This window comes from Pokkaliibacter sp. MBI-7 (assembly GCF_029846635.1).
Lineage (GTDB): Bacteria > Pseudomonadota > Gammaproteobacteria > Pseudomonadales > Balneatricaceae > Pokkaliibacter.
Genome location: NZ_JARVTG010000002.1, coordinates 897,957 through 921,764, shown reverse-complemented (window position 1 = coordinate 921,764; position 23,808 = coordinate 897,957). Strand labels below are relative to the sequence as shown.

20 protein-coding genes are annotated in these 23,808 nt (G+C 57.5%); 6 read left to right on the top strand and 14 right to left on the bottom strand.

The window, feature by feature from the left end; genetic code table 11:
- Positions 1-287 precede the first annotated feature (287 nt).
- The 9 genes from QCD60_RS23860 to QCD60_RS23820 all read right to left on the bottom strand — a co-directional run bounded on the left by QCD60_RS23860 (position 288) and on the right by QCD60_RS23820 (position 10,835).
- Positions 288-608: a hypothetical protein gene (locus QCD60_RS23860; protein ID WP_279789111.1), complete on the bottom strand. Its 321-nt coding sequence runs from the start codon at positions 606-608 to the stop codon at positions 288-290.
- 671 nt (positions 609-1,279) lie between these two features.
- Positions 1,280-3,127, bottom strand: a complete 1,848-nt coding sequence (locus tag QCD60_RS23855) for a tannase/feruloyl esterase family alpha/beta hydrolase (RefSeq protein WP_279789110.1) — start codon at positions 3,125-3,127, stop codon at positions 1,280-1,282.
- Positions 3,128-3,335: 208 nt separating this feature from the next.
- The gene (locus QCD60_RS23850; RefSeq protein ID WP_279789108.1) at positions 3,336-4,622 is read right to left on the bottom strand and encodes a TRAP transporter large permease; all 1,287 of its coding nucleotides are present in this window, start codon (positions 4,620-4,622) and stop codon (positions 3,336-3,338) included.
- Positions 4,612-5,139: a TRAP transporter small permease subunit gene (locus tag QCD60_RS23845; protein ID WP_279789106.1), complete on the bottom strand. Its 528-nt coding sequence runs from the start codon at positions 5,137-5,139 to the stop codon at positions 4,612-4,614. The genes QCD60_RS23850 and QCD60_RS23845 overlap by 11 nt, the downstream gene beginning before the upstream one ends.
- A 124-nt stretch (positions 5,140-5,263) precedes the next feature.
- Entirely contained in the window at positions 5,264-6,277 is a 1,014-nt protein-coding gene (locus tag QCD60_RS23840; protein WP_279789103.1) for a TRAP transporter substrate-binding protein, read from the bottom strand.
- A 201-nt stretch (positions 6,278-6,478) separates the two neighbouring features.
- Positions 6,479-7,171, bottom strand: a complete 693-nt coding sequence (locus QCD60_RS23835) for a 4-carboxy-4-hydroxy-2-oxoadipate aldolase/oxaloacetate decarboxylase (RefSeq protein WP_279789102.1) — start codon at positions 7,169-7,171, stop codon at positions 6,479-6,481.
- Between the two features lie 33 nt (positions 7,172-7,204).
- On the bottom strand, positions 7,205-8,230 hold the full coding sequence (locus QCD60_RS23830) for an amidohydrolase family protein (protein ID WP_279789099.1): 1,026 nt from the start codon (positions 8,228-8,230) through the stop codon (positions 7,205-7,207).
- Positions 8,231-8,440: 210 nt separating this feature from the next.
- Positions 8,441-9,724, bottom strand: coding sequence for a gallate dioxygenase (locus QCD60_RS23825; RefSeq protein WP_279789097.1), 1,284 nt, complete (start codon positions 9,722-9,724; stop codon positions 8,441-8,443).
- 10 nt (positions 9,725-9,734) lie between these two features.
- Complete coding sequence (locus tag QCD60_RS23820; protein ID WP_279789095.1) at positions 9,735-10,835, bottom strand: 4-oxalomesaconate tautomerase; 1,101 nt, start codon at positions 10,833-10,835, stop codon at positions 9,735-9,737.
- 231 nt (positions 10,836-11,066) lie between these two features.
- Here QCD60_RS23820 and QCD60_RS23815 point away from each other — a divergent pair, with 231 nt between their 5' ends.
- The 6 genes from QCD60_RS23815 to QCD60_RS23790 all read left to right on the top strand — a co-directional run bounded on the left by QCD60_RS23815 (position 11,067) and on the right by QCD60_RS23790 (position 18,357).
- Positions 11,067-12,332, top strand: a complete 1,266-nt coding sequence (locus tag QCD60_RS23815) for a LysR family transcriptional regulator (RefSeq protein ID WP_279789093.1) — start codon at positions 11,067-11,069, stop codon at positions 12,330-12,332.
- A 139-nt stretch (positions 12,333-12,471) separates the two neighbouring features.
- Positions 12,472-13,734, top strand: coding sequence for an alanine transaminase (gene alaC / locus QCD60_RS23810; protein ID WP_279789091.1), 1,263 nt, complete (start codon positions 12,472-12,474; stop codon positions 13,732-13,734).
- Between the two features lie 515 nt (positions 13,735-14,249).
- Positions 14,250-14,678 carry a MarR family transcriptional regulator gene (locus tag QCD60_RS23805; protein ID WP_279789089.1) on the top strand — a complete coding sequence of 143 codons (429 nt, stop codon included), beginning with the start codon at positions 14,250-14,252 and terminating at the stop codon, positions 14,676-14,678.
- Between the two features lie 55 nt (positions 14,679-14,733).
- Positions 14,734-15,855, top strand: a complete 1,122-nt coding sequence (locus QCD60_RS23800) for an HlyD family secretion protein (protein ID WP_279789087.1) — start codon at positions 14,734-14,736, stop codon at positions 15,853-15,855.
- 67 nt (positions 15,856-15,922) lie between these two features.
- Positions 15,923-17,518 (top strand): DHA2 family efflux MFS transporter permease subunit, encoded by a 1,596-nt coding sequence (locus QCD60_RS23795; RefSeq protein WP_279789085.1) that lies wholly within the window; start codon positions 15,923-15,925, stop codon positions 17,516-17,518.
- A 131-nt stretch (positions 17,519-17,649) separates the two neighbouring features.
- A complete protein-coding gene (locus QCD60_RS23790; protein WP_279789083.1) occupies positions 17,650-18,357 on the top strand; it encodes a LuxR C-terminal-related transcriptional regulator in 708 nt (235 codons plus the stop codon).
- Between the two features lie 15 nt (positions 18,358-18,372).
- Here QCD60_RS23790 and QCD60_RS23785 read toward each other — a convergent pair whose 3' ends face one another.
- The 5 genes from QCD60_RS23785 to glnP all read right to left on the bottom strand — a co-directional run bounded on the left by QCD60_RS23785 (position 18,373) and on the right by glnP (position 23,753).
- Entirely contained in the window at positions 18,373-20,124 is a 1,752-nt protein-coding gene (locus tag QCD60_RS23785) for a GGDEF domain-containing protein (protein ID WP_279789081.1), read from the bottom strand.
- A 325-nt stretch (positions 20,125-20,449) separates the two neighbouring features.
- Positions 20,450-21,403, bottom strand: coding sequence for a MurR/RpiR family transcriptional regulator (locus tag QCD60_RS23780; protein ID WP_279789079.1), 954 nt, complete (start codon positions 21,401-21,403; stop codon positions 20,450-20,452).
- Entirely contained in the window at positions 21,363-22,382 is a 1,020-nt protein-coding gene (locus QCD60_RS23775; RefSeq protein ID WP_279789077.1) for a C45 family autoproteolytic acyltransferase/hydolase, read from the bottom strand. The genes QCD60_RS23780 and QCD60_RS23775 overlap by 41 nt, the downstream gene beginning before the upstream one ends.
- Positions 22,372-23,100 carry a glutamine ABC transporter ATP-binding protein GlnQ gene (glnQ, locus tag QCD60_RS23770; RefSeq protein ID WP_279789075.1) on the bottom strand — a complete coding sequence of 243 codons (729 nt, stop codon included), beginning with the start codon at positions 23,098-23,100 and terminating at the stop codon, positions 22,372-22,374. Before glnQ ends, QCD60_RS23775 begins: the two co-directional genes overlap by 11 nt.
- Complete coding sequence (gene glnP, locus QCD60_RS23765) at positions 23,097-23,753, bottom strand: glutamine ABC transporter permease GlnP (protein WP_279789073.1); 657 nt, start codon at positions 23,751-23,753, stop codon at positions 23,097-23,099. Before glnP ends, glnQ begins: the two co-directional genes overlap by 4 nt.
- Positions 23,754-23,808 lie beyond the last annotated feature (55 nt).

Below are 23,808 nucleotides of genomic sequence, written 5' to 3'. Positions count from 1 at the left end.
GGTATTCGTAAAGTGAATGTCATTAATAGCTTGTGTGAATGTGTACTTCAGAAATTGTCTATTTATGTTCTCGGTAGGCGTGTAGATCTGAGAAAACCATTAATAGTCGTTATGAATTGAACTGGAGGATAGTCAGCTGACTGGCGGCGCGAATTCATGGGTGCATTACGTAGTCTGAAGTACCTCTGACCCACTCCAATATGTATGTCAGCTGCTTGTTTGACGTTTTAAGTTTGAACGGTGAGAGCATCAGATGTTGATTTTGACGGTTGGCAGACAGCGAACTACTAATAGTTCTGATGCCAGTACGATACATGGGCGGTCTTGATCCATATATTGCCTGCGACATCCAGATAGTTGATCTCATTTTCGACGCAGAAATCAGCATGTTCGCGGCATAACGCGTTGCATACCAAAAGCTTGCTGTTACCCATCTGAATAAGGCCATTCAGGGTGGCCTGATACTTAATATGACGCTCCAGTACAGCGAACTGCACACAACGGCCACTGATTTCCAGTTGCAACGTGGTTCTGGCAATCCGTTCTGCTCTGATGCTGTCTGGCAGATGTCGCATTGCCTGCATCAGCAAGGGAGTAGGGGTATCCATATACAGCCTCTGGTCATATAAGTCCTCGTGTAAAGACTAGTGGCATATCGAAAAATGGCAACTCCACAACCAACGTGTTGTGCTGTGTAGCCGTTCACTCTGACGCCAGAGGTGAAAGCGTCATATGGGGTAATGACGTGACGGATTTATCGACGGTGCGTCAGTAGAGGGAGGAGGGCTGATGGAGATGTGATAGCTGCGAGAGGCGATCATTCTGGTTGAAGGTTAATTTCACAATCAAAAGCTCAACTAACCTTGGCTAGCGGCTGGTACTGAGGTTCGGATCCTCCTAATGTCCAATCAGGCAGTTTTGGGTTCTTCGCGGATGCTTGGGGAAGTGTGGGTGGGCATACTTCAGATCCGTCATACAGGCTTTCTGGTTCTTGCTGGCAACGTATGTCATCGAGTTACGGATCTGATGGATCACACGGAGCTGCACTTCGGTTTTCGGGAAAATAGAAGAAGCCTATCAAAAGTCACCAGAGGATGATCTCTGGGTGGTTGTAATGGCAGCAACCGCTCTTGCTTGTGATGAGCTGTCAGTCATATCCAGATTAAGACGTTCATTGCCTGGGAAAGGTCTGCCTGTTGCTTTACAACTTTGTAGTGGTCTGCCGGGATTAAAACACGCTGTGCCACCCCAAGAAGGACACAGCGTGCTCCGCTAACCCCTAGTCCTTGAACTGATAGGGGGTGAAGAAGGCTTTACCGGCCCAGTCGATTTCACTGAAGGGCTGGGCGGGTTCACCTCGTACATAGCTGCTTGCCAGATTGGGGTTGCCCTTGCCGGAATATCGGGCAAGGGCTGGGAAGGGGTAGACCGGCCGGGTGCGCTCGGGTTGAGTCGGATTCAGCTGGGCCATTAGCTCCTTCGAGATTGGCGGCATGGGCATACCACGGGGCTTGTCACCCTTGCTGCCTGCGGTGCCCGGCTTGTCTGCCATCTCTCCGGCTTTACCTGCGCCTGCTTGCTCACCCTTGGGCTTATTACCGCCATTGGGATCACCAAAGCCTTTATCGCTGTGACGGTCTGCATTGCTTTGTTGCGACAGAATGGCATCGGGGGCATTGCCCTGTTCCACCCAGGACATCATCGGGGTCAGCAGATCAACCTTGTTCGGGCCTTCGCCGCCCTGACAGTGATACATACCGGGAAAGAGATACAGCCGCTCGAAGCTGGCGGCGACCTCTTTGCCCATCACTTTCTGCACCGCTTCATGATAGGCGATGGTATTCAGCGGCGAGATGTGCGGATCAGCCCAGCCATGCCAGAGAATCAGCTTGCCGCCATGAGCGTGAAAGCCGCTGAGATCGGGGTTGGTGGCATCGTACAACGGATGCAGGGCACGTAACTGATCAAAGGTGCTCATATCGAATGCATAGTGAGCCAGATCGAAGGTTGCCGGGTTGTGCTCAAAGGACAGGTACTGAATGGCTCCCTGCGCAATCATGGTGCTGAAGATCGGCTGGTCTGTGCTGTAAGGCACATAGACACCGGCCCACGCCAGTTCTGATCCATATTGTGGTCCACCGACGATCAGCTTCTGTCCGCTCTTTTGATCCACCGGCCCCTGATAGAACTTCTGCACGACATCCACTTCGGTATCGCTCAGGCAGTGGCTGTTATTCGCGCTACCTGACGGGCAGCGCAGGGTGGCGGGATCAAAATGGCAGGCAAGAGGATCACTGATCAGGCCGTCTTCTAGTCCATCCAGTGTGTCACACTGCGCCAGCACGGCACTGTGCAGCAGCGGCAGGCGTGCTGCAGTCAGGATGGCTTTGCCATCTGCACCGGTGTTGACGTGGGCCATCCAGGCATGGAATACCGCATTTTGTGCCTGAAAGTTCATGGCGGGCGCGCCGGCGATCACGCCGTCAAAGTCATCGGGGAAACGCTGAGCCTCCATGACGGCTTCACGACCACCGTCAGAGCAGCCATTGAAGTAGGCATACTTTTGCGCCCGTCCGTAGTAACTGGCGATCAGTTTCTTTGCCACTGCCGAGGTCAGGTGGACGCCACGGTAGGCAAAATCCCGGCGCTTCTGCGGGTCATTGCCGAAATCGCCACTGTTGCCCTGATGGCCCATATCAGTCGAGGCCTGTACAAATTCTCCCCGGGTTAGTGGCGCACAGCCATCGGATGCCCCTGAGGTCAGATTGATTTGGCCACACAGGCCGCCACAGCCCAGCTGCAGATAGCGTTGAGTCCAGGTCGAAACGGGCAGGGTGACAGTAAAACCGATGCTGGGTGCCAGGGTACCGTTGACGGTGCAGTACTGGGTGCCATTCGTGGTAGTTTCAGCAGCGCTGGTGATGGTACTGCCCGTGCCGCCAATCTCGGTAAGGTCCGTGGCGGCAAGATCACTGCAGCTTTTGACCGGTGTGACGGTCGTCAGTTCGGCAATCGGGTAGGTGCCGGGGGGCTGATCGTCAGCATGAGCGGCTGTCATGCCGAGCAGGGTGGCGAGTGACAGGGCAGCGGCGCACAGGAGCGAGCGACGCAGTTTGGCATAGTCCATTGTTCTACCTCTTGATTTATAAGTAGTTTTTGCCTGTTTATATCCTGATGACGGTGTTCTATAGCGTGGGTGGCCAATGGCTACGGTGTGTGTTGGCCTCCTGATAAAGTGTTGACGGCGTTCATGCCGTTGCCAGATGCAAAAAGGCACAAGAAGAACGGGTCTTCTTGTGCCGAAAAACGCTGTTGTGTTCAGTGAGAGACGAATACTAAACCAGCGCTGTTGCCATCAAGGGAAACGCCAGCAGCGCCCCAAGCCGTATAAAGTCACACAGGATAAAGGGCGTCACACCGCGGAAAATCTTGTTGACGGCGATATGCGGCGCCATAGCCTGTATGACGAAGACGTTCATCCCCACCGGCGGTGTAATCAAGCCCAGCTCAACGGTCAGCACGGACACCACACCGAACCACACCGGATCGATACCCATGCTCTGCACCACCGGGAAGAACACCGGCACGGTCAGCAGCAGCATGGCGATGGAGTCCATGAAGCAGCCCAGTACGAAGTACATCAGGATGATGCAGGCCATCACACCGAACGATGACATGTGCAGGCTCATGACGAAGTCGAAGATGGAGAACGACAGGCGCGAGGCGGACACCAGATAGCCAAACACCTGAGCACCGGTCAGCATAAAAAAGATCACCGCAGACAGTGCCAGTGTTTCCTTGACTGCGCTGATCAAACCTTCGCTGCGCATGCCCTGCACCACAGCGTAAACCAGAGTGATGAAGGCTCCCACGGCAGCGGCTTCGGTCGGGGTAAAGATACCGCCGTAGATACCACCGATGATCAGCAGAAATACGATACCGAAGGGCACCAGACCCAGGACGGCCTGAAACTTTTCTTTCCAGGTGGTGGGGTCTGAGCCCGCGGCCATTTCTGGTTTCACCTTGACGACGACCGCAATGGTGAGGATGTAAAACACCAGACCGGCCAGACCGGGGATGATACCGGCCATAAACATGTCACCCACCGACTGCTCGGTGATGATGGCATACAGCAGCAGAGCAATGCTGGGAGGGATCATGATGCCCAGTGTGCCGCCAGCGGCCAGTGCACCGGCCGCCAGACCGGGGTTGTAACCGGCCTTTTCCATCTCCGGCAACGCGACGCGGCTCATGGTGCTGGCGGTCGCCATGGATGAGCCGGAAATGGCAGAGAACACGCCGCAGGCGCTAACTGCTGCCAGTGCCATACCACCGCGCCAGCCACCGAAGATGTCACGGGCAGCGATGAACAGTTGCTTGGCCATACCGGAGTGAGAGGCCAGCACACCCATGAAAATGAACATGGGGATACAGCTGAATTCGTAGTTGGCCATCACCTCGGTGGGGATGGACTTCAGCATGGCGATGGCGGCATCCATGTTGGTGACGCCGACAAAACCGAAGAAACCGACCAGCAGCATCGCCAGCGCGATGGGGATGCGCACAATCAGCGCCACCAGCAGGATACCCAGGCAGCTCAGGCCAATTTGTTCAGAACTCATGTCCAGCTTCCTCTACAGCACTGGGGTTGATCAGCTTTTCCAGACCCTGAATGGCGCTGCGAATCGCCAGCACGCCAAACATAAAGAAGGCGACGAAGTAGATGGGGCCTTTGGAGATGGCCAGATCCTGAGTCACTTCACCGAATTCCAGCGCATCCACTGCGTCTGACCAGGAGCCGATGGCCATCAGCACGCCAATCACGGTAAAGCCGAACAGATACACGCCCGCCAGCACGGTCTTGCCGCGGCGTGACATGCTCTGAGTAAACAACTCCACAACGATCTGGCTTTTTTCAACGCTGGCCGCCATGGCGGAAAGAAGAGAGATGTACAGCAGGTACGTAACCAGCTCGACGCTGCCCTTGATATTGATGCTGGACAGGCCGTTGGTCAGCTTGTAAAGGGTACGCAGGATCACATCCAGTACCGTGACGCCCAGCAGGGCAATCAGGGCCAGACCGGCGATCAACATGCATAGCTTCGCCAGAGCTGTTGACAGCTTCAACAGGTTTGACATGGAAACACTCCAGATACGACGGGGGTCGTGGGGTAAAAGCGGGCGGCGGAAGTGCCCGCCAAAGGGTCATGTCTGCCAGTGATGCAGTCGGGTGATGAGGATGTCACCACCCGGCTTTCAGCACTTAGTTAGCAGCGCACTGCTTCTGCAGTTCCATTGCTTTCTGGTAGACGGCGGTGGCGTTCTTGCCTTTGCTGTCCAGTTCACCGAGGTAATCACTGGTGGCTTTCTTCAGTGGTGCTGACCAGGCAGGATCGTTCAGCGGATCAGCCACCTGAATAAACTTGCCATGGGCACCCGCGCGGCCAGCGGCGTCTTCGGCATCCATCATCGCACCGCCTTTCTTCGCCCAGCTCATGCCGGAATTGTCATCGATGACTTTTTTCAGGTTCTCGGGCAGACGGTCATAGGTGCGCTTGTTCATGGTCACGACGAAAGCCAGAGAATAGAAGGGCACTTCAGTATGCTGATCAGACAGCTCGTTGATACGGAAGGCTTTCATTCCTTCCCAGGGCAGGCTCACGCCATCCAGCAGGCCACGCTGCATGGAGGTGTAGATTTCCGGTGCAGGCATACCGATGGGCTGGGCGCCCAGCTCTTCCAGCAGTTTACCGACCACCGCGGTGGGGCGACGGATACGCAGACCTTTCAGGTCTTCGGGGTTCTGGATAGCCTTGTCGATGGTGTGGATGTAGCCGGGGCCAGTGGTGAACATGAACAGTACATGAGAGTCACGATACTCATCGGCGATCAGGCCAGCGTCATACAGGCCCTGCTCGATACAGCTGCCCTGGGTGGCGCTGAGGGACACACCGGGCAATTCCACCACCTGGGTCAGGGGGAAGCGACCTGCAGTGTAGCCCTGCACTACGGCAGAAATATCACTGATACCGTTGACGGTGCCCTGATAGGCCGAGTCAGCCTTGGTCAGCGTCTGTGAAGGGAACAGCTGCACTTTCAGCTCGCCGTTGGATTCTTTCTCAACGGCTTCGGCCCATTTTTCGAACAGATCTTTCTGTGCGGCGGCGGTGGCAGGCCAGTGGTGGGCAAAACGCAGTACGGTGGTCGCTGATGCCATGGTGGACAGGCAGGCGGAAGCCATCAGTACGGCAGAAGCAATCAGGCGTTTCTTGTTCATAGGATCACCTTTCCTCATTGTTTTTTTCGGTGGAGCAATTGCTGATCTTGGTTGGTTTAGTGCCTGGCCTGACCGGGCACGCCGAATCAGGCCTGTTAAAGCCATGCTGGGTTTCTGTCGACGCTTGCCTGCTTCATCACTGGCGCTGGAGACATGTTCCTCTCCAGATGGACTGAAGCGGGCAACATCACCCGGTCAGGGTCAGTCGATATACTTCAAACCCAGCCTGGCCAGGGGTTCACGCATGTTGTAGATGTCGAGGCCCAGTTCACCGGCGGCAAAGCGCAGGCGCTTGGCTTCCTCATTGGCTTCACGTTTGGCTGCCGCAGCCAGCACTTCTTCAGCCAGCTCACGCGGGATCACCAGTACGCCATCGTCATCGGCAACCACCACATCACCGGGTGTCACCAGCTGACCGGCGCAGATCACCGGTACGTTGACTGAACCGAGTACGGCTTTGGCGGCACCGCGGGCATGAATGGCACGGCTGAACACCGGGAAGTTCATTTCAGTCAGGGTGGCTACATCGCGAACGCCGGCGTCGGTAATCAGGCCGCGTGCGCCGCGGGCCTTGAAAGAGGTAGCGAGCAGGTCGCCGAACATGCCGTCATCGTTCTCGGTGGTGCATCCCACCACGGCCACATCACCGTCCTGCAGCTGCTCGGCAGCAACGTGCAGCATCCAGTTATCACCGGGCTGTGCCAGCACGGTGACAGCAGTACCGCAGATACGTGCACCGGGGAAAATCGGCCGCAGGTAAGGCTTCATCAGGCCCAGACGACCCATGGCTTCGTGCAGTGTCGCCACACCAAACTTGCCGATTTCGGCCACCAGCTCTTTGGACGTGCGCTGGATGTTGCGTTTGACGATGCCAAGTTGATGGATATGGTTCATAGCTTTTCTCCGCTAAACGGGTGGCAGCGACAGTTACAGACCGCGTTGCTTGAGCAGCGCGTCCAGGCGTGGGTACACGCGACGGGCGTTGCCTTCATAAATCATCTTGCGTTCTGCATCGGACAGGGCAGCGTTGTCGATATAGCGACGGGTGTCGTCGAAGTGGAAGCCGGTATCCGGGTCGATGCCACGCACGGCACCGATCATTTCCGAGGCGAACAGCACGTTCTTCACCGGAATGACGTCGGTCAGCAGGTCGATGCCGGGCTGATGGTAGACGCAGGTGTCGAAGAAGATGTTGTTGAGCACGGTATTCTTCGGCTCGTCCTGACCCATGGCCTGCGCCAGACCACGGAAGCGTCCCCAGTGATAGGGCACTGCGCCACCGCCATGGGGAATGACAAAACGCAGGCCGGGGAAGCGCTCAAACAGATCGGAGGTCAGGCACTGCATAAAGGCCGTGGTGTCAGCGTTCAGGTAATGTGCGCCGGTGGTGTGGAAGCAGGCATTGCAGCTGGTGCTGACGTGCACCATAGCGGGAATGTCCAGCTCGACCATCTTTTCCCACAGCGGGAACCAGTAAGGATCGGACAGGGGCGGGGAGGTCCAGTGACCACCGGACGGATCCGGGTTGACGTTCACGCCAACAAAGCCGTACTCCTTCACGCAACGCTCAAGCTCGGGCAGGCAGGTTTCAATGGCCACGCCGGGAGACTGCGGCAGCATCGCCGCGCCCACGAAATACTGGGGGAACAGCTGGCTGACGCGATAGCACAGCTCGTTGCAGACGCTGGCCCAGGTGGAGCTGGTATTGAAGTCACCGATGTGGTGAGCCATGTAGCTGGCACGCGGCGAGAAAATGGTCAGATCGGAGCCACGCTCCAGCATCTGCCTGAGCTGGTTGGTCTCGATACTTTCGCGGATATCGTCATCGCTGATGATCAGCTCGGACACCTTGGGTGACTGCGAAGGGTCTTTCAGACCTGCGATCTGTTTATTACGCCAGGATTCCAGCTGCGCTGGAGCCGTGGTGTAGTGACCATGACAATCAATAATCATGACTCTGTCCCGTATGCTTGGGCGTCAAGGTTGCCGTTGGCGCCGACTGTACTGTTGTTTGTTATTTGTTCTTGGGTGGGGACTCCGCACTGCCGTCCAGGTGCAGTGAGAGGCCCCTGCTCACCAGTCAGTACGCTTGTCCCAGTACTAACCGGTGAGAATCTGTGAGCACCTGCTAGTTCACAGGTGGCTAGTGCTTGTCACACGTAGCTAGTTCTTGTCCCAGCTGGTCTTGCCCTTATCCTTGCCTGCGACGGAGTAGAGGGCCTGTGCATTGCGGGTGGCCATCAGCCGCTCCAGGCTTTCACCACGCATGGCGGCGTAGATGTGCAGGTTGGACACACCGACCACGGCACCGAGCTTTTCCAGCATGAAGAAGATGGCGCCGTAGCGAATCAGCGCATCCCAGTTGCGGGTCAGTACCATCTCCACTTCTTCGCCGCTCAGACCCGCACGCTCCATGGTGCCCTGCTCATCGGCCAGGAAGGCTTCACGCACTTCAGGCTTGATCAGTGAGTGCAGGAATTTGTTGATGCGGTAGCCTTTACGGCTGCGGGCATGGGTGAAGGGGTGCGTGCCGGGCAGGTTTTCTGCGCCTGCCAGCTGATGATTCATATGTGCCCGGTGCTCTTCGGCTTCACGTTCAGACATCGGTGACGCCTGATTTTCCAGAATCAGGGTGCAGATGTTGGTCATCGAGGGCAGATAGAAGGAGTCGTGCACCTTGTTGACCTGCTGCGACAGCGCGCCGCGCATGATCAGCCACATGATGATTTCAGCACCTTCCACACCGCCCAGCTCCGCGTACTCGGCGATGGTCATGCGGGTCAGGCCTTCAGGGTCGTTGACGAAACGCTCAACGAACTGACGGTCCCACTCCGGGTTGTTGAAGCCGCAACGGGCACCGTGAACCTGGTGCGACAGGCCGCCGGTGGCGACGATGCCTACCTTCAGATCTTCCGGATAGCTTTCAATGGCGCGACGCAGCGCCTGACCCATGCGATAGCAGCGACGGGCAGTCGGAACAGGGAACTGCAGTACGCCCACGACCAGCGGGATAAGCGGTACGGGCCAGTCAGGCTTGAAGTCACACATCATCGACAGCGGTGAGAAACAACCGTGATCGAGTGGCTTGTCCTGAAAGAACGACATGTCGAATTCGTCTGCCATCAGTGAGGCACCGATATGGCTGGCCAGTTCAGGATGGCCTTTCAGTGAAGGCAGGTCACGCTGACCGCCGCCTTCATCCGCCACGTCGTAGTGATCGTCAATGCCCAGACAGAAGGCGGAGTAGTGATCGAAGAAGAACGAGGTCACGTGGTCATTCATGATGTACAGCAGGACGTCAGGCTGGTTGTCCTTAATCCACTGCTTGATCGGTGCGAACTGTTCGAAGATCGGTGCCCAGACGGCATCGCTCTGTTTGTTGGTGTCGACTGCAAAGCCGATGGTCGGAGTGTGAGAGCAGGCAATCCCACCGATAATACGGGCCATAGGATTCTCCTTATTTATTGTTCGGGGTCAGGGCAACGCCGCGCATCAGCGGGCGGGCGGTACGTAGCAGGGCGACAGACTGAATGCTGAGGCGATCTTCCGCCAGCGTCAGCCGTACAGTGAACTCACCTGTGGGGTGCTCCACCGAAAGGTCGTTGATACCTGCTACTGCGTGGTAGGTATCACCGCCTGCCGCACGAGGGTCGATCAGTGCCGAAGCCACCGAGGCGGCACCCAGCACGCCGATGGCTTCATGGCAGGTATGGGGAATAAAGGTGCGGGTCATCACCGCGCCGCCTTCCTGTGCCGGAGCAATCAGCGACATCTTCGGCACCACTTTACTGCTGACATCACCCAGCCCCATGGCAGCACCTGCCTGCAGGCGGATGCTTTCGATACGGGCCTTCAGCTCAGTATTGGCGTTCAGTTCCGCAGGTGTCTCATAGCCACTGATGCCGAGGTCAGCGGCCTGCATCAGCACCACGGGCATGCCGTTGTCGATGCAGGTGACGGCCACGCCGTCGAATTCGTCTTTGGCCTGACCTGTGGGGTACAGAGCGCCACAGGAGGAGCCGATGGTATCGAAGAAGTGCAGCTCGATAGGGGATGCTGTACCCGGCACACCGCTGATGGCGGTGCTGCCGTGGTAGGCGACCTGACGATCAGGGGTCTGGATAACCGCATCACAGCGGCTTTTGGTGTTGACCATATAGATGCTGACAACGGTGATGTCGTCCTTGGCGGCGACCAGCCCTTCCTCCAGCGCAAACGGGCCGACCGCCGCCAGAATATTGCCGCAGGTGGGTGCATAGTCGACGCGCGACTGACCGGCAACGACCTGACCAAACAGATACTCGACATCGCAGTCGGGACGGCTGGAAGGGGAAACGATGGCCACCTTGGTGGTCAGCGGAGTACCGCCGCCAATACCGTCGATCTGGCGCGGCTCGCCGTGTCCCATCAGTGACAGGATGAGGGCATCACGTGCAGCGGCGTCAGCGGGCAGATCACTGGCATGGAAAAACGCAGCCTTGGAAGTGCCGCCACGCATCCAGACGCAAGGGATCGCTTGCAGTCCGGGATAGGCGGGTGTTGATTCTTTGCAGTCCATAACGGGCATCTCGAACAAAAAGTGTTGTTGTTCTTGGTTGTTTTTAATGGCTCTGGCTCATGGTGTTACTTTAGCGACGCTTGCCAAGGCCCGCATTGCCACTCTGTGATCGAGCAGTCTAATTTTGTGATGTTGGTAAATTTGCTTTACGCTCTATAGCCCCCATTTTCAGCCAGTGTTCTGATCAGGATCAGTTATCACCCATAACCTGTCAGATGAGGAGTGACACTCTTGCAGCCGAACCTACCTGCCAGTCGCGGCGAGCAGAGTCGTTTCAGTGACGACGAGCTGCAGCTGATTGAAGAAAGTCTGCAATACCTGCGCACCTTTGCCGTGGTGGCAGAGCAGGGCAGCATTGCCCGTGCAGCCGATAGCCTCTATCGGGCGACCTCAGCGGTTAACCGCAGTATTCAGGAGCTGGAGCAGCGTGTCGGGTGCAGTCTGTTCGACCGCCACGCGCGAGGCATGCTGCTTAATCGCATGGGGGAGAGTGTGCTGATCCGTACCCGCAGGATTCAGGAAGAGGTGGATCAGGCACTGGATGAAATGCTGGGTGCCAGCGGCAGGCACAGCGAGCGTCAGCATCTGACCACGTTGCTGCTCAATGGCCGCAAGTTGATGTTACTGGTGTGGCTGGCAAGGGTCAGACAGATCAGCAGTGTGGCGCGTCACTTTGGCATGTCGCAGTCCGGAGTGAGCATGTTTCTGTCGCGCTTCGAGGAAGCCGTGGGGCAACCGTTATTTCAGCGCATGGCCCAGGGCCTGATTACCACTGACCGGGGCGCACGGCTGGTATTTCGTGCCAAGCGTATACTCGCCGAGTTACGGCATATTCCGTCTGATCTGTCGGCGATGCATGGCATGCTGACGGGTGAGGTGACCATTGGTGCCTTGCCACTTGGCAGGACGCATATTCTGCCGACGGCGCTGGCGAAGATCGTCAGCCAGCATCCCGGTATTCGTATCAAAACGGTGGAAAGCCCTTACGAATCACTGGCGGCGGGGCTGCGCAGTGGCGAGATTGATTTCATCTTCGGTGCTCTGCGCCCGGCAGACAAAGAGCTGGCGGCTGAGCCGCTGTTTATTGATGAGGTCAGTGTGGTGGTAAGGCAGGGCCATCCTCTGCTGCAGCGCACGTCTCTGACGCTGGCTGATCTGCGTGACATGCCCTGGATTCTGTCCCGGCAGGACTCGCCCTCACGGCAGGGGCTGGAGATCAGTTTTCGTGATATTGGCCTGCGCCCACCACAGCCCTCCATCGAAACCGGCGATCTGGCCATATTACGCTCGATGCTGCTGCAAACCGACTGTATCACTGCTATTTCCCTGCAGCAGCTGGGGGGGGAGCTGAGCAACAGCGCGTTTGCCACCCTGCCTATCGGCCTTGAGAAAACCCGCCGCCAGATCGGCATCACCACCCGTGCAGGCGGGTTACAGAGCCCGGCAGTGAGTGCCGTGGTGGAGGCCATTCGACAGGTCTGCATCAGCAGGGAATAAACGAACGCGGATCAGAAAAAATAGCCCGACAGGGGGCTAGGCAAATCGGCTGGCGCAGGTGTAGGGTGTTGCCTCAGGTCACCGCTGTGTGACCGCGTCGCTCGGACGGTTCCGGGCGCTTACGTATGTCGAGGACAACATGGCTAAAGATTCTTCCGTACCCCCAGTACGTCGTTTTTCCCGTATTGATCGTCTTCCCCCCTATGTTTTCAACATCACTGCTGAACTGAAAATGGCCGCCCGTCGTCGTGGCGAGGACATTATCGATTTCAGCATGGGGAACCCGGACGGCCCGACGCCCCCTCATATCGTCGAAAAGCTGTGCACGGTTGCTCAACGGGAAGACACCCACGGTTACTCCACCTCCCGTGGTATTCCTCGCCTGCGTCGTGCTATTTCCCGCTGGTATGCTGACCGCTATCAGGTTGATATCGACCCTGAAGAAGAAGCTATCGTCACCATTGGTTCAAAAGAAGGGCTGGCGCACCTGATGCTGGCGACCCTTGATCATGGCGACACGGTGCTGGTGCCCAATCCCAGCTATCCGATCCATATCTACGGCGCGGTTATTGCCGGTGCGCAGGTGCGCTCAGTCCCTCTGATTCCCGGTGTTGATTTCTTCGTGGAGCTCGAACGGGCCATCCGCGAGTCGATCCCCAAACCGAAAATGATGATCCTTGGATTCCCCTCCAACCCCACAGCCCAGTGTGTCGAGCTCGAGTTTTTCGAGCGTGTGGTCGCGCTGGCCAGGCAGTACGGGGTGCTGGTGGTGCATGATCTGGCCTATGCCGACATCGTTTACGATGGCTGGAAAGCGCCCTCTATCATGCAGGTACCGGGTGCCAAGGATGTGGCCGTGGAGTTCTTCACCCTGTCGAAGAGCTACAACATGGCAGGCTGGCGCATCGGCTTCATGGTGGGTAACAAAGAGCTGGTGCAGGCACTGGCGCGGATCAAGAGCTACCACGACTACGGCACATTCACGCCTTTGCAGGTAGCCGCCATTGCTGCCCTGGAAGGAGACCAGCAGTGTGTGCGGGATATTGCCGAGCAGTATCGCCTGCGCCGCAACACCATGGTGAAAGGGCTGCACGAAGCTGGCTGGATGGTGGATAACCCCAAAGCTTCCATGTATGTCTGGGCCAAAATTCCTGAGCCTTATCTGCACCTGGGGTCACTGGAGTTTGCCAAGAAGCTGCTGGCCGAAGCCAAAGTCTGCGTCTCACCCGGTATCGGTTTTGGTGACTACGGCGATGACTACGTGCGCTTTGCGCTGATCGAAAATCAGGACCGTATTCGTCAGGCCGTCAGGGGCATCAAAGCGATGTTTCGTGCCGACGGGCTGGTCAAGCCGGAACAGAAAGCCAAACCCGAGGTTCATAAAGAGCCCGGCGAAGCCTGATAACGCTATCCGTTGCAGGTAACAGAATGCCCTGAGGGATTGCCCTCGGGGCATTTTTGTTTCTGGCGGATCAATAAAGGGCATTGCTCAGGGCTGAAAGCGAATGTCCAGCCGCATCAGGGTAACAATCCGACACCTATCTGTTGCCTGCCTTTTTTGGGTAAAAGGGCAGTAAAATGCCGCGGAGCTGATTGGATTCAGCAACAGGCTGCTTGAAAATGCGGCACTGCGGCGTTATCGAACCAGTCGCTGACGTTTGTGCGTTACTTGCCCGGTATCTGCATGAGCCGTCGGTTTGTGATGAAAGGGATCGGCTGAAGACGCGGTGTACTCCGAGGACACCTCTGACAGCCAAGATCACAGCATCAACTCACTGTCTTTTTATAAGACGCTTTTCCCGGTTGTTAGAAAGTAAGCAGACCATACAATAAGCAACCTATACTAAATTGCCGTTCCTTCTGGTCTTGTTGCTTCAATGCAGCATGGGGAAACGGATGAGCAGTAGAAGCACACCTATGAAGTTGAATGACCAAAGCATCGGTTTCCTGATCGGTGACATCTCACGCCATATGCGGCGCATGTTCCAGAAACGCCTTACCGACAGCCCCTTCACCACGGCACAGGCCAGGGTGCTGGTGCATCTGTCACGCAACGAAGGGTTGCGTCAGGTGGATCTGGCCGAGTTGATGGAAGTTCAGCCTATTACTCTGGCACGTCTGATTGACCAGCTATCGGAAGCCGGGCTGGTTGAGCGTCGCCCTGACCCGGATGACCGTCGTGCCTACCGGCTGCATCTGCTGGAGAAGGCCACGCCTCATCTGGAAATGATTGATCAACTTATTGCCGAAGTGACCCAGCATGCACTCAAGGGCCTCGACCACATTCAGGTCGGTATGGTCATGGAAGCGCTGCAGGTCATGCGTAATAACGTTAACAACCGCTGATTTGAATCACCCGGCGCAAGCGGGCACTTGCGCTGTCGTCCTCGGAGTTTGTTGTATGAGTACTCAGTCTTCGGCGGCACCCGCGGGTGCTGCTCCTTCCGCCAGCAAAAACAACAACGGTGGCAAACGTTTTCTGCTGCTTGTCGTGATCCCGCTGGCGGCGATTGTGGCCGGGGGCTATGTCTACCTGCAGGGCGGGCGTTATGTAGAGACGGAAAACGCCTACGTCAAAGCCGACAAGATCCCGCTCAGTGTTGAAGTCTCTGGCCGTGTGCAGCAGGTGCTGGTGCAGGAGAATCAGCCCGTTAAAGCCGGTCAGCCGCTGTTCACTCTGGATGCGGAGCCATTTCAGCTTGCCCTTGAGCGCAAGCAGGCCAGCCTGGAACAGGTCCGCACCGATCTCAACGTCACCAAGGCGTCCTATCAGGAAAAGCTCTCCGAGCTGGCACTGGCGCGCACCCGCTATCAGTTTGCTCTGAAAGATCAGGGGCGTCTGAGTAACCTCAAATCACAGAACTTTGTCTCGACCTCACAGCTGGACGACGCCCGTCAGGCAGCTGACGTGGCCAGCCAGCAGATTGACAGCCTGCAGAAAGAGCTGACCCGCATCGCTGATTCCCTCGGTGGCAGTGTCGATACGCCGGTTGAACAATTGCCCAGCTACAAGGAAGCGCTGGCAGAGGTCAGCGAAGCGCGACTGGATCTGAAACGTACACAGCTGGTGGCGTCGCAGGATGGCATCGTCACCAAGCTGCCCAAGGCCGGTCAGTATCTTGATGCAGGCAGTTCAGCCCTGATACTGGTGGCGGATGATCTGTGGATCGAAGCCAACTATCCGGAAACTGATCTGACCTACGTCACCCCGGGGCAGACGGTCGACATCAGGGTGGATACCTATCCTGATACGCAGTGGCACGGCGTGGTGGAAAGCCTGAGCCCGCTGACCGGCTCCGAGTTCTCGGTTATTCCTGCACAGAACGCCACTGGCAACTGGGTGAAAATCACTCAGCGTGTGCCGGTACGGATTCATCTCACCCCGGTACAGAATGCACCGCAGCTGCGCGCCGGGCTCAGTACCAGCGTCGCGATTGATACCGGCCACCGCCGTGAGTTACTGGGGCTGGCATTGGGTGATGGGAGCTGGCTGCCATCCGCTCAGGCGGCTGAGGCTCACTGAGGTCTGTCTGTGGCCACAGCTCCGCTCACACTGAGTGACAGCACCGGCCACTCCTGATGTTGAGATCATGCCGCAGACTACGTCCAGCGGCGTGACCCGTTTTAACCGAGAAGGTCAGGCCATGAGCCACACTGTCGAAGAGGGCAGCGGACATCGCTCCCTGGTCACCCTGTCTGTCATGCTGGCGACCATCATGCAGGCACTGGATACCACCATCGCCAACGTCTCCTTACCCAATATGCAGGGCGCGATGGGGGCCACTCAGGACCAGATTTCCTGGGTGCTGACATCCTACATAGTCGCCGCTGCCATCTTTATGCCGATGACGGGATTCCTTAGCGCCCGTTTTGGTCGCAAGCGTCTGTTTCTGTGGTCAGTGGTAGGTTTCACACTCACTTCCATGCTCTGTGGTGCCGCGCAAAGCCTGCCGCAAATCGTGCTGTTCCGGCTGCTGCAGGGAGTGTTCGGGGCCAGTCTGGTGCCGCTGTCGCAGGCGGTACTGCTCGATACCTATCCCCGTGAGCAGCACGGTTCCGCCATGGCCATGTGGGGTGTCGGGGTGATGGTCGGGCCGATTCTGGGGCCAACACTGGGTGGCTGGCTGACCGAGTATTACAACTGGCGCTGGGTGTTCTATATCAACATTCCCTTTGGGGTGCTGGCATGGCTGGGGATTGCTGCCTATGTCAAAGAAACCCCCATCGACCTGAGTCGCCGCTTTGATCTGCTGGGGTTTGCCTTTCTCAGTGTGGGTATCGGTGCCCTGCAGATGATGCTGGATCGCGGTGAGTCGCTGGACTGGTTCGCTAATGCCGAGATTGTGATTGAGACCTGTCTGGCAGTGCTGTTTATGTACCTGTTTCTGGCACATATCTTCACTCACTCCCATCCATTTATAGAGCCGGGACTGTTCAGGGACCGCAATTTCAGCGTCGGGCTGGTGATGATCTTTATCGTTGGCGTCATTCTGCTGGCAACCATGGCATTGCTGCCTCCCTTCATGCAGAACCTGCTGGGCTACCCGGTGCTGGATGTGGGTTATCTGCTGGCGCCACGCGGGGTAGGTACCATGATTGCGATGATGCTGGTGGGTAAGCTGTCTGGCAGGGTCGATGCGCGGGTACAGGTGCTGTTTGGTCTGTGCCTGACGACGGCGTCCATGTGGGAAATGACCTTCTTCAGTCTCGACATCAGCGGCTGGGATATTGTCCGGACCGGCGTTGTACAGGGGCTTGGGCTGGGGTTCATTTTTGTCCCGCTGTCGACCATCACCTTTTCAACGCTGGCGGCGCGCTATCGTAACGAAGGTACCGCGCTGTTCAGTCTGGTGCGCAATATTGGCAGCAGTATTGGTATCTCCATCTGTATGACCAAACTGGCGCAGAACACTCAGGGCAACCATGAGTCTTTTGGGGCCTACATCAGCCCGTTCCATCTGCCGCTGAAAATGGCTGTGGAGCAGGGTGCCTATAATCTGAGTAGTACAGAAGGGCTGGCCGCGCTCAACGCAGAAGTGACCCGGCAGGCGCTGACGCTGTCCTATCTGCAGGACTTCAAGCTGATGATGTGGGTCACCCTGTGCGCCTTGCCGCTGGTATTTCTGCTGGGCGGGCCCAAAGCCAGGCAGGCACCGGCCAGCAAGGACCATATCGCCATGGAATAACGTGAGGATATTCTCAGGAAGGTTGCGGTCACTTACCTTTCCAGAAAGCTATGTTCATCGCTACAAGGGATGGCTACACTGGCGGTCAGCTAAAGCACATTAATCAAGAATAATAAAAAGGGGAGATGACCATGCCCTACAACCCTGTTCCACACGCCGTTGACCCCTACGCCCTGCAGCAGGAGTGCATTCGCCTGCTGACCGGTATTGTTCCGGCTTCCGGTGCTGTGTCCTACACGGTGGACGGTAGCAAAGTCGTCCGTTATCTGACTCATGCCATTCATGCCCGTCAGCATCAGGCCTATCTCGACGGGCTATTTGAAATCGACCCCATGCACCCGAGCAAAATCATGACGACAGATATTCGGGTGCTGAAGATGAATGATCTGATCCCGTTTCAGCAGCGCAGCGCGAGCCCGTTCTACAGTGAATTTGTTCGTAGCTGGGGCATCCGCGATATCGTCGAGCTGTATTTGCGCGTCGATGATCAGCTGGTTGCCGGAGCTGCAGTCCTGCGGACGGAAGCGCTGCCCGAGTTTTCCTCCGCCGAGGTGAATCAGCTGCGGGCCGCCCAGCGGTTCATGGAATTCACTGCGCAGCAGTTGCTGCACACGCCGCAGCGACAGGCCTTCAGCCGCTTTTGCCACGAGTACGCCCTGACGGCCAAGGAAATACAGGTGCTTGAGCATCTGGCACAGGGCACGGCCAACAAGGTCATTGCCAGCGCACTGGACTGCTCGCTGGCGACGGTCAAAACCCACCTGCAACACATCTTTCGCAAGCTGGAAGTGAACAGCAAAGCCGAAATCATTGCTCTGCTGTACCGCACGAATCACTGACAGGCCAGTGATGGCTCAGGCGGCGTGGGGGTTATAGCAGTGTACGCAGTCACGCCCGGCATGCTTGGCAGCATAGAGCGCGGAGTCCGCATTACTGAGTAGCTCCTGCCAGCTGACGCCGCTCCCTTCTGCGATACCAAAGCTGGCAGTGACCCTGAGTGTCTTGCCATTGCCTGCTGGCAATAGCAGCTCCCGCAGCGCCTGCTGCAGGCGTGAGGCAAGATTGAGCGCGGCGTTGATGTCCGGTGCCAGCAGCAACACTGCGAATTCCTCACCACCGATACGGCCTACCAGATCATCGGGCCTGACATGGTTCGCCAGAGCCTCCGCCACGGCTATCAGCACCGCGTCACCGGTAGGATGGCCGTGGTTGTCATTGATCGCCTTGAAGTGATCAATGTCGAGCAGAATCAGAAAGCCACGACAGTGGCTAGTTGCCCTGTTCAGGCGGGACAGGACGGAACTGATAAAGGCGCGCCGGTTGAGCAGTTGGGTCAGTCCATCGGTATCAGCCTGATGTTTTAATTGCCGCGTCAGCGCGACCCGCTCCTGCAGGCGAAAGCCCAGGGTATCAATGGCCTCAAACAGCGGCTGTAGCTCCCTGACGTTACAGTGACGGCGCAGGCTGGTTTCCGTCTTTTCGTCCGCCAGAGCGATCACCACTTCACTGGCTTCAAGCAACGGTTTGAGTATGCGCAGATGCACCAGCAGCACGATGCCCGCAATCAGGCTGACAATTAGGGTGGCTACCAGTACGACGACGAAAAACTGACCGAGCGCCCGTTGTTTGTGCTGCTGAAATTCGCTGACCAGTTGATTGAGGTATGCATTGGACCAGTCTTCCAGTGGCGTCAGTACCTTGATGTAGTGCAGGGTGAATTCGGTAGCGTTCATGGAATAGGTACCACCATTCAGCCCTTCTCTGATCAGTCGGCGTACCAGCCGCCGACCATCGCCACTGAGCTGGGTAAGTGCCTGGTTTCCCAGCATGGCCACATCTCCCTGAGTGGGCAGGGCATCGGCATCAAACCACAGCATCTCCCAGTGCGACTCCATACGTGCCAGCGTTCGCTCACTGTCTTCCCGGTTTTGTGCCGGCATGGGGACGCCTGCCACCAGCGGTGCAATGATATGGGAGCCAAGGCGCCCGGCATCATCACGCAAACTGCACAGAACCAGAGCACGAATAATCGCTCCACTCAGTTCCGGGTCCTCACCGATCATCTGCGACGAACGGTTCAGCAGCAGTGCATTGAAGCTGTCGTAAGCCGCCATCATAGCCTTCACTGCTTGCTGCACATTGTCATAGGTATGCTGGGCGTCGGCATCGCTGTGGGGAAGCTGATCAGCACTGATGTCTACCTGCCGGCGGGAAGACGCCAGTACATTCACCACACGATCAAGCTGTGCGTCGGTAATGATGCCGTCACGCAGGCGTGCCAGAGCGTTATCGGTCTTTTGCCGTGCCTGCTGCAGTAACTGGCGCCTTGTGTTGAGGCCGTCAGCGTCACTGGCCAGCAGCAGATTGACAGGAGCGCGCTCAGCGCTGATCCGGTTGCCAGTTTCGATGATCAGATGCAGATCCTGCAGTATCTGGGCATTGAACTCGGCCCGTGTCAGCGAGTGATAAAGATGAGTGAGTACCGTCGCGGCCAGTGCTACCGACAGCAAGATAGCAGCCACTGCTCCCAGCCACAGCCGCCGGCTTATCTGGGCACGGTGGAAGGCGGGCGTTGTTGCAGTGTGGTCGATGGTTCGACGTTGCATAGTATTGTGGAAGGCTCCTGTCGGTCGTTCGGGCCAGCGCTGCGGGATACAGAGAAAGCCGTGCCTGATTTGCCAGAGCCGGAAGAGGTAACGTCATATTGCCGGCAGCAGTCAGGTAAGCATCAGGCAAAGAATAGGAAAGGAATACGGTACCCGTCAGTCCAGAACCAGAATATGGGCACCAGAACATCAGGGATTGGCGCTGAACGGGGCGTGTTGTTTACACATTGTGCGGTGAAGGGTTTACAGCATGAGCATGCCAGCAGGAGCAGACACTCCCGCTGGCAGGGAAGGGCGACCGCGATCTGCTGGCTGCAGATCTGCGTTACAGCTCGATATTAAGACGTTTGATCATCGCATCCCGCTCGGCCAGCGCCTGTTTGGCACTGTCGGGCATAGCGGCAGCACAGGCATTGATCAGACATTCTGCCAGCAGAATAAAGGTGGTGAGGGAGTTGGACAGGAAACTGGTGTCATGGGGGACAAAAAGTGCAGTCCTTGAGTGTTCAACCAGCGGTGAGCGCGCACCGTCAGTGATAGCCAGCAGAGTCAGACCTTTCTCCGCCGCCGCCGCTGCAGTATCGGCCACCAGTCGGGAGTAGGGCGAGCAGCTGGCGGAAATCAGCAAGTCATCCTTTGTCAGACTGGCCAGTGCTTCGGCATTACCCAGCGCGTTGCTATCGAGCAGGTGAACATCGCTGCGAATCATCCGCAGGCCATAGACCAGAAAACTGGCAAAGGCGTGAAACTGGCGAATGCCGTGGACGGCGATGCGCGGGGCGTGCGTGATCAGGCTGACGGCCTGATCAAAGCTGGCGGCATCGAAGGCATCAACAAAACGGTCAATATTGGCCTGATTCTCCCGGCACAGACGGGTTGCGACACCCTGACTGGGCAGGTGGCTGCTGTCCAGTGCGGACTGTGCCTGACGGGAGTAGAAGGAGCCGGAGGTAGACAGCGAGGTGCTGAGCAGCACCTCCTGAAAAGCACCGAAGCTTTTATAGCCCAGATTCCTCGCCAGCCGGGTGATGGTCGAGGGGTGAATATCCAGCCGGTCCGCCAGGGTGGTGATAGACAGCAACGCCGGATCACCCTTGAGATCCAGAATGCGGCCAAGAGCATGCAATGCCTTGGCACCGATAGCGATGTCGCTTTGTCCGCGGGCGATCTCAAACATCAGCTCACGCAGCCCCTGCAGCGTCGCCGGTGCCATACCGGCGCGCTCCTGAACGGCGGGTTCATCCACTGTGGTAGGCGGCACAGTCAGTGGCGTGGTCATAGATACTCCATGTGATCCCCTCTGCGCTGATCTGCATGACGGCAGTAGCGAGGGTGTTTTCGTCGTCCGGGTCATCGATGGCATCACGCCAGATGGGCAGGCCCGGTCCTGCGTTGTCCCGCAGAACTGATAAAGCATTTACCGCGGTGGCGTCAACCAGTATCTCCCCGCGCTGCTGCCGGTCGCGGGAGGAGTCGGTAATGATCTGCGCCTGCAGGCCACGCTGCAGATGCAACGCATGATTAGCGTGCAGCGATGGCGTCGTGACTTCACGCACCGAGCAATGGCCATCACCAAACTCGATACTCAGCAGCTGCGGGTGGCCCTGTTGCGCCAGACTGAAATGGAAGCCCCCGCAGTCAGGCTCGGCACGCAGCAGATCGACGGCTTCGGCAAGGTTCTGGCAGGCGAGTACGGCGCGGCCCAGCACCATGCGTGGAATAAGGGCCTCCACACCCAGCAGGCGCAGATTGTTCACCGCCTGCACCAGCCCGGCATCGGTCATGGCGAAGGTATGGCCGGGCAACGAAGCGGGGTAGCAGAATGCCCTGAAGCCCGGCTGGTTATCCGGCTGCACATCGGCAATAAAGCAGCTGCCACGGAAGAAGGGCAGACCGTCTTCATTGTGGGCAATGGTGATCTGCTCGCCCGGCAGCAGCACGGTGGTGCAACCGTCCGGCGCGGAGGCCAGCAGATCGCCCCGGCAATTCCAGGCCATCACCTGCTCGACAGGCAATCCCAGCCCTTCCGCCATGCCCAGCAGTTCCTGCCAGATAAACGGGAAGCGCTGCCGGGTCTGTTCGCTCATGCGGGCCACTCGTTGCTGATGCCTTGCATCAGTCACCTGTCGCCACAGCTCGCTGCTGATCAGATGTTGCTGCACGGCTGCGCGTCCCCGCTGGCCCAGCGTCAGACCGATCTGGAAGTGGTCACCACGGGCTGTGCACCAGCCAAGGTCGATGGGGCGATTAATCGACATGTTTCAGGAAGTCCTTCAGGCGGTCATTGGGAGGGGAATCAATGGTGCTGCGGGGTTCACCATCGACGGTGATCTTGCCGTGCTCCATAAAAATCAGGCGGGTGCCGACCTGTTTGGCGAAGCTGATCTCGTGGGTGACCACGATCATGGTCATGCCTTCTTCCGCCAGTTGACGCATGACGTTGAGCACTTCCTGCTTGAGCTCCGGGTCCAGCGCCGAGGTAGGCTCGTCAAACAGCATCACTTTGGGTTTGATGGCCAGCGCCCGGGCGATGGCCACACGCTGCTGCTGCCCACCGGAAAGCTCCGCAGGGTAATGGCCGGCGCGTGCGCCGAGTCCCACTTTCTCCAGCAGTGCCTGAGCCTGCAGCTGTGCGTCTTTCTTACTGGCACCGCGTACTTTCAGCGGGCCGAAGGCGACGTTTTCCAGCGCGGTCAGCTGGGGGAAAAGATTGAACTGCTGGAACACCATGCCGGCTTCCTGACGGATCAGGCGTAGTTGTCGGGCACCCGCTGTGACACTGATACCGTCAACAATTAAGTCCCCACCGGTAATGGTTTCCAGCCCGTTGATACAGCGCAGCAGGGTGGATTTGCCTGAGCCTGACGGGCCGATCAGCACGACCACTTCGCCACTGTTGATCGACAGGTCGACACCGTCTAGCACCTTGAGGTTGCCGAAGTGTTTTGAGGTGTTGTTGAACTGAATGATGCTCATAGAATTCTCATCCGCTTTTCGATGATGCGCAGCAGCAGGGTGAGTGTGCCGGTCATGACCAGATAGATGATGGCAACGGCGGCCCAGATTTCGACGGCGCGGAAGTTGGCGGCCATGATTTCCTGTCCGGTACGGGTCAGTTCACCGACACCGATGACAATAAACAGCGACGTATCCTTGAGGCTGACGATGCACTGGTTACCCAGTGGTGGGATCAGGCGGCGGAAGGCCAGCGGGCCGGTGATATACAGCAGCACCTTCCAGTGCGGCAGACCCATCGCCAGACCGGCTTCGGTCAGCCCTTTGGAAATAGAAAGCAGGGCACCTCGGGCTATTTCAGCAATGTAGGCACCGGCATTAACGATGATGGCGAGAATAGCTGCGGACATCGGGTCAATCCGAATGCCAGCCAGCACTGGCAGGGCAAAATACAGGAACATCACCTGCACCACGATGGGGGTGCCACGGATCAGCTCAATGTAGGTAAAGGCAATGGCATTCAGCACGCGGCCACCGTAGGCACGCATCAGCCCGGCGATACCACCGAGAATCAGGCCACCGACCAGACCAAACAGTGTGATATGAATCGTGACCTGTGCCCCTTTAAGTAACTGAGGCAGGAAGTCGAGAATGATCGACCAGTCGATCTGCATACAGATAACCCTCCGCGAGTAATCCGTTGTGTGACTGCAACCGGCTGCTGTCAGC

What these genes read in the sequence shown, in the direction of transcription:
- QCD60_RS23790 (WP_279789083.1), top strand. Translation starts at nt 17,650, where the DNA reads ATGCCCTACAACCCTGTTCCACACGCCGTTGACCCCTACGCCCTGCAG.
- QCD60_RS23775 (WP_279789077.1), bottom strand. Translation starts at nt 22,382, where the DNA reads ATGTCGATTAATCGCCCCATCGACCTTGGCTGGTGCACAGCCCGTGGT.
- QCD60_RS23795 (WP_279789085.1), top strand. Translation starts at nt 15,923, where the DNA reads ATGCCGCAGACTACGTCCAGCGGCGTGACCCGTTTTAACCGAGAAGGT.
- glnQ (WP_279789075.1), bottom strand. Translation starts at nt 23,100, where the DNA reads ATGAGCATCATTCAGTTCAACAACACCTCAAAACACTTCGGCAACCTC.
- QCD60_RS23840 (WP_279789103.1), bottom strand. Translation starts at nt 6,277, where the DNA reads ATGAACAAGAAACGCCTGATTGCTTCTGCCGTACTGATGGCTTCCGCC.
- QCD60_RS23820 (WP_279789095.1), bottom strand. Translation starts at nt 10,835, where the DNA reads ATGGACTGCAAAGAATCAACACCCGCCTATCCCGGACTGCAAGCGATC.
- glnP (WP_279789073.1), bottom strand. Translation starts at nt 23,753, where the DNA reads ATGCAGATCGACTGGTCGATCATTCTCGACTTCCTGCCTCAGTTACTT.
- QCD60_RS23830 (WP_279789099.1), bottom strand. Translation starts at nt 8,230, where the DNA reads ATGATTATTGATTGTCATGGTCACTACACCACGGCTCCAGCGCAGCTG.
- QCD60_RS23785 (WP_279789081.1), bottom strand. Translation starts at nt 20,124, where the DNA reads ATGCAACGTCGAACCATCGACCACACTGCAACAACGCCCGCCTTCCAC.
- QCD60_RS23825 (WP_279789097.1), bottom strand. Translation starts at nt 9,724, where the DNA reads ATGGCCCGTATTATCGGTGGGATTGCCTGCTCTCACACTCCGACCATC.
- QCD60_RS23855 (WP_279789110.1), bottom strand. Translation starts at nt 3,127, where the DNA reads ATGGACTATGCCAAACTGCGTCGCTCGCTCCTGTGCGCCGCTGCCCTG.
- QCD60_RS23845 (WP_279789106.1), bottom strand. Translation starts at nt 5,139, where the DNA reads ATGTCAAACCTGTTGAAGCTGTCAACAGCTCTGGCGAAGCTATGCATG.
- QCD60_RS23860 (WP_279789111.1), bottom strand. Translation starts at nt 608, where the DNA reads ATGGATACCCCTACTCCCTTGCTGATGCAGGCAATGCGACATCTGCCA.
- QCD60_RS23800 (WP_279789087.1), top strand. Translation starts at nt 14,734, where the DNA reads ATGAGTACTCAGTCTTCGGCGGCACCCGCGGGTGCTGCTCCTTCCGCC.
- QCD60_RS23850 (WP_279789108.1), bottom strand. Translation starts at nt 4,622, where the DNA reads ATGAGTTCTGAACAAATTGGCCTGAGCTGCCTGGGTATCCTGCTGGTG.
- alaC (WP_279789091.1), top strand. Translation starts at nt 12,472, where the DNA reads ATGGCTAAAGATTCTTCCGTACCCCCAGTACGTCGTTTTTCCCGTATT.
- QCD60_RS23780 (WP_279789079.1), bottom strand. Translation starts at nt 21,403, where the DNA reads ATGACCACGCCACTGACTGTGCCGCCTACCACAGTGGATGAACCCGCC.
- QCD60_RS23805 (WP_279789089.1), top strand. Translation starts at nt 14,250, where the DNA reads ATGAAGTTGAATGACCAAAGCATCGGTTTCCTGATCGGTGACATCTCA.
- QCD60_RS23835 (WP_279789102.1), bottom strand. Translation starts at nt 7,171, where the DNA reads ATGAACCATATCCATCAACTTGGCATCGTCAAACGCAACATCCAGCGC.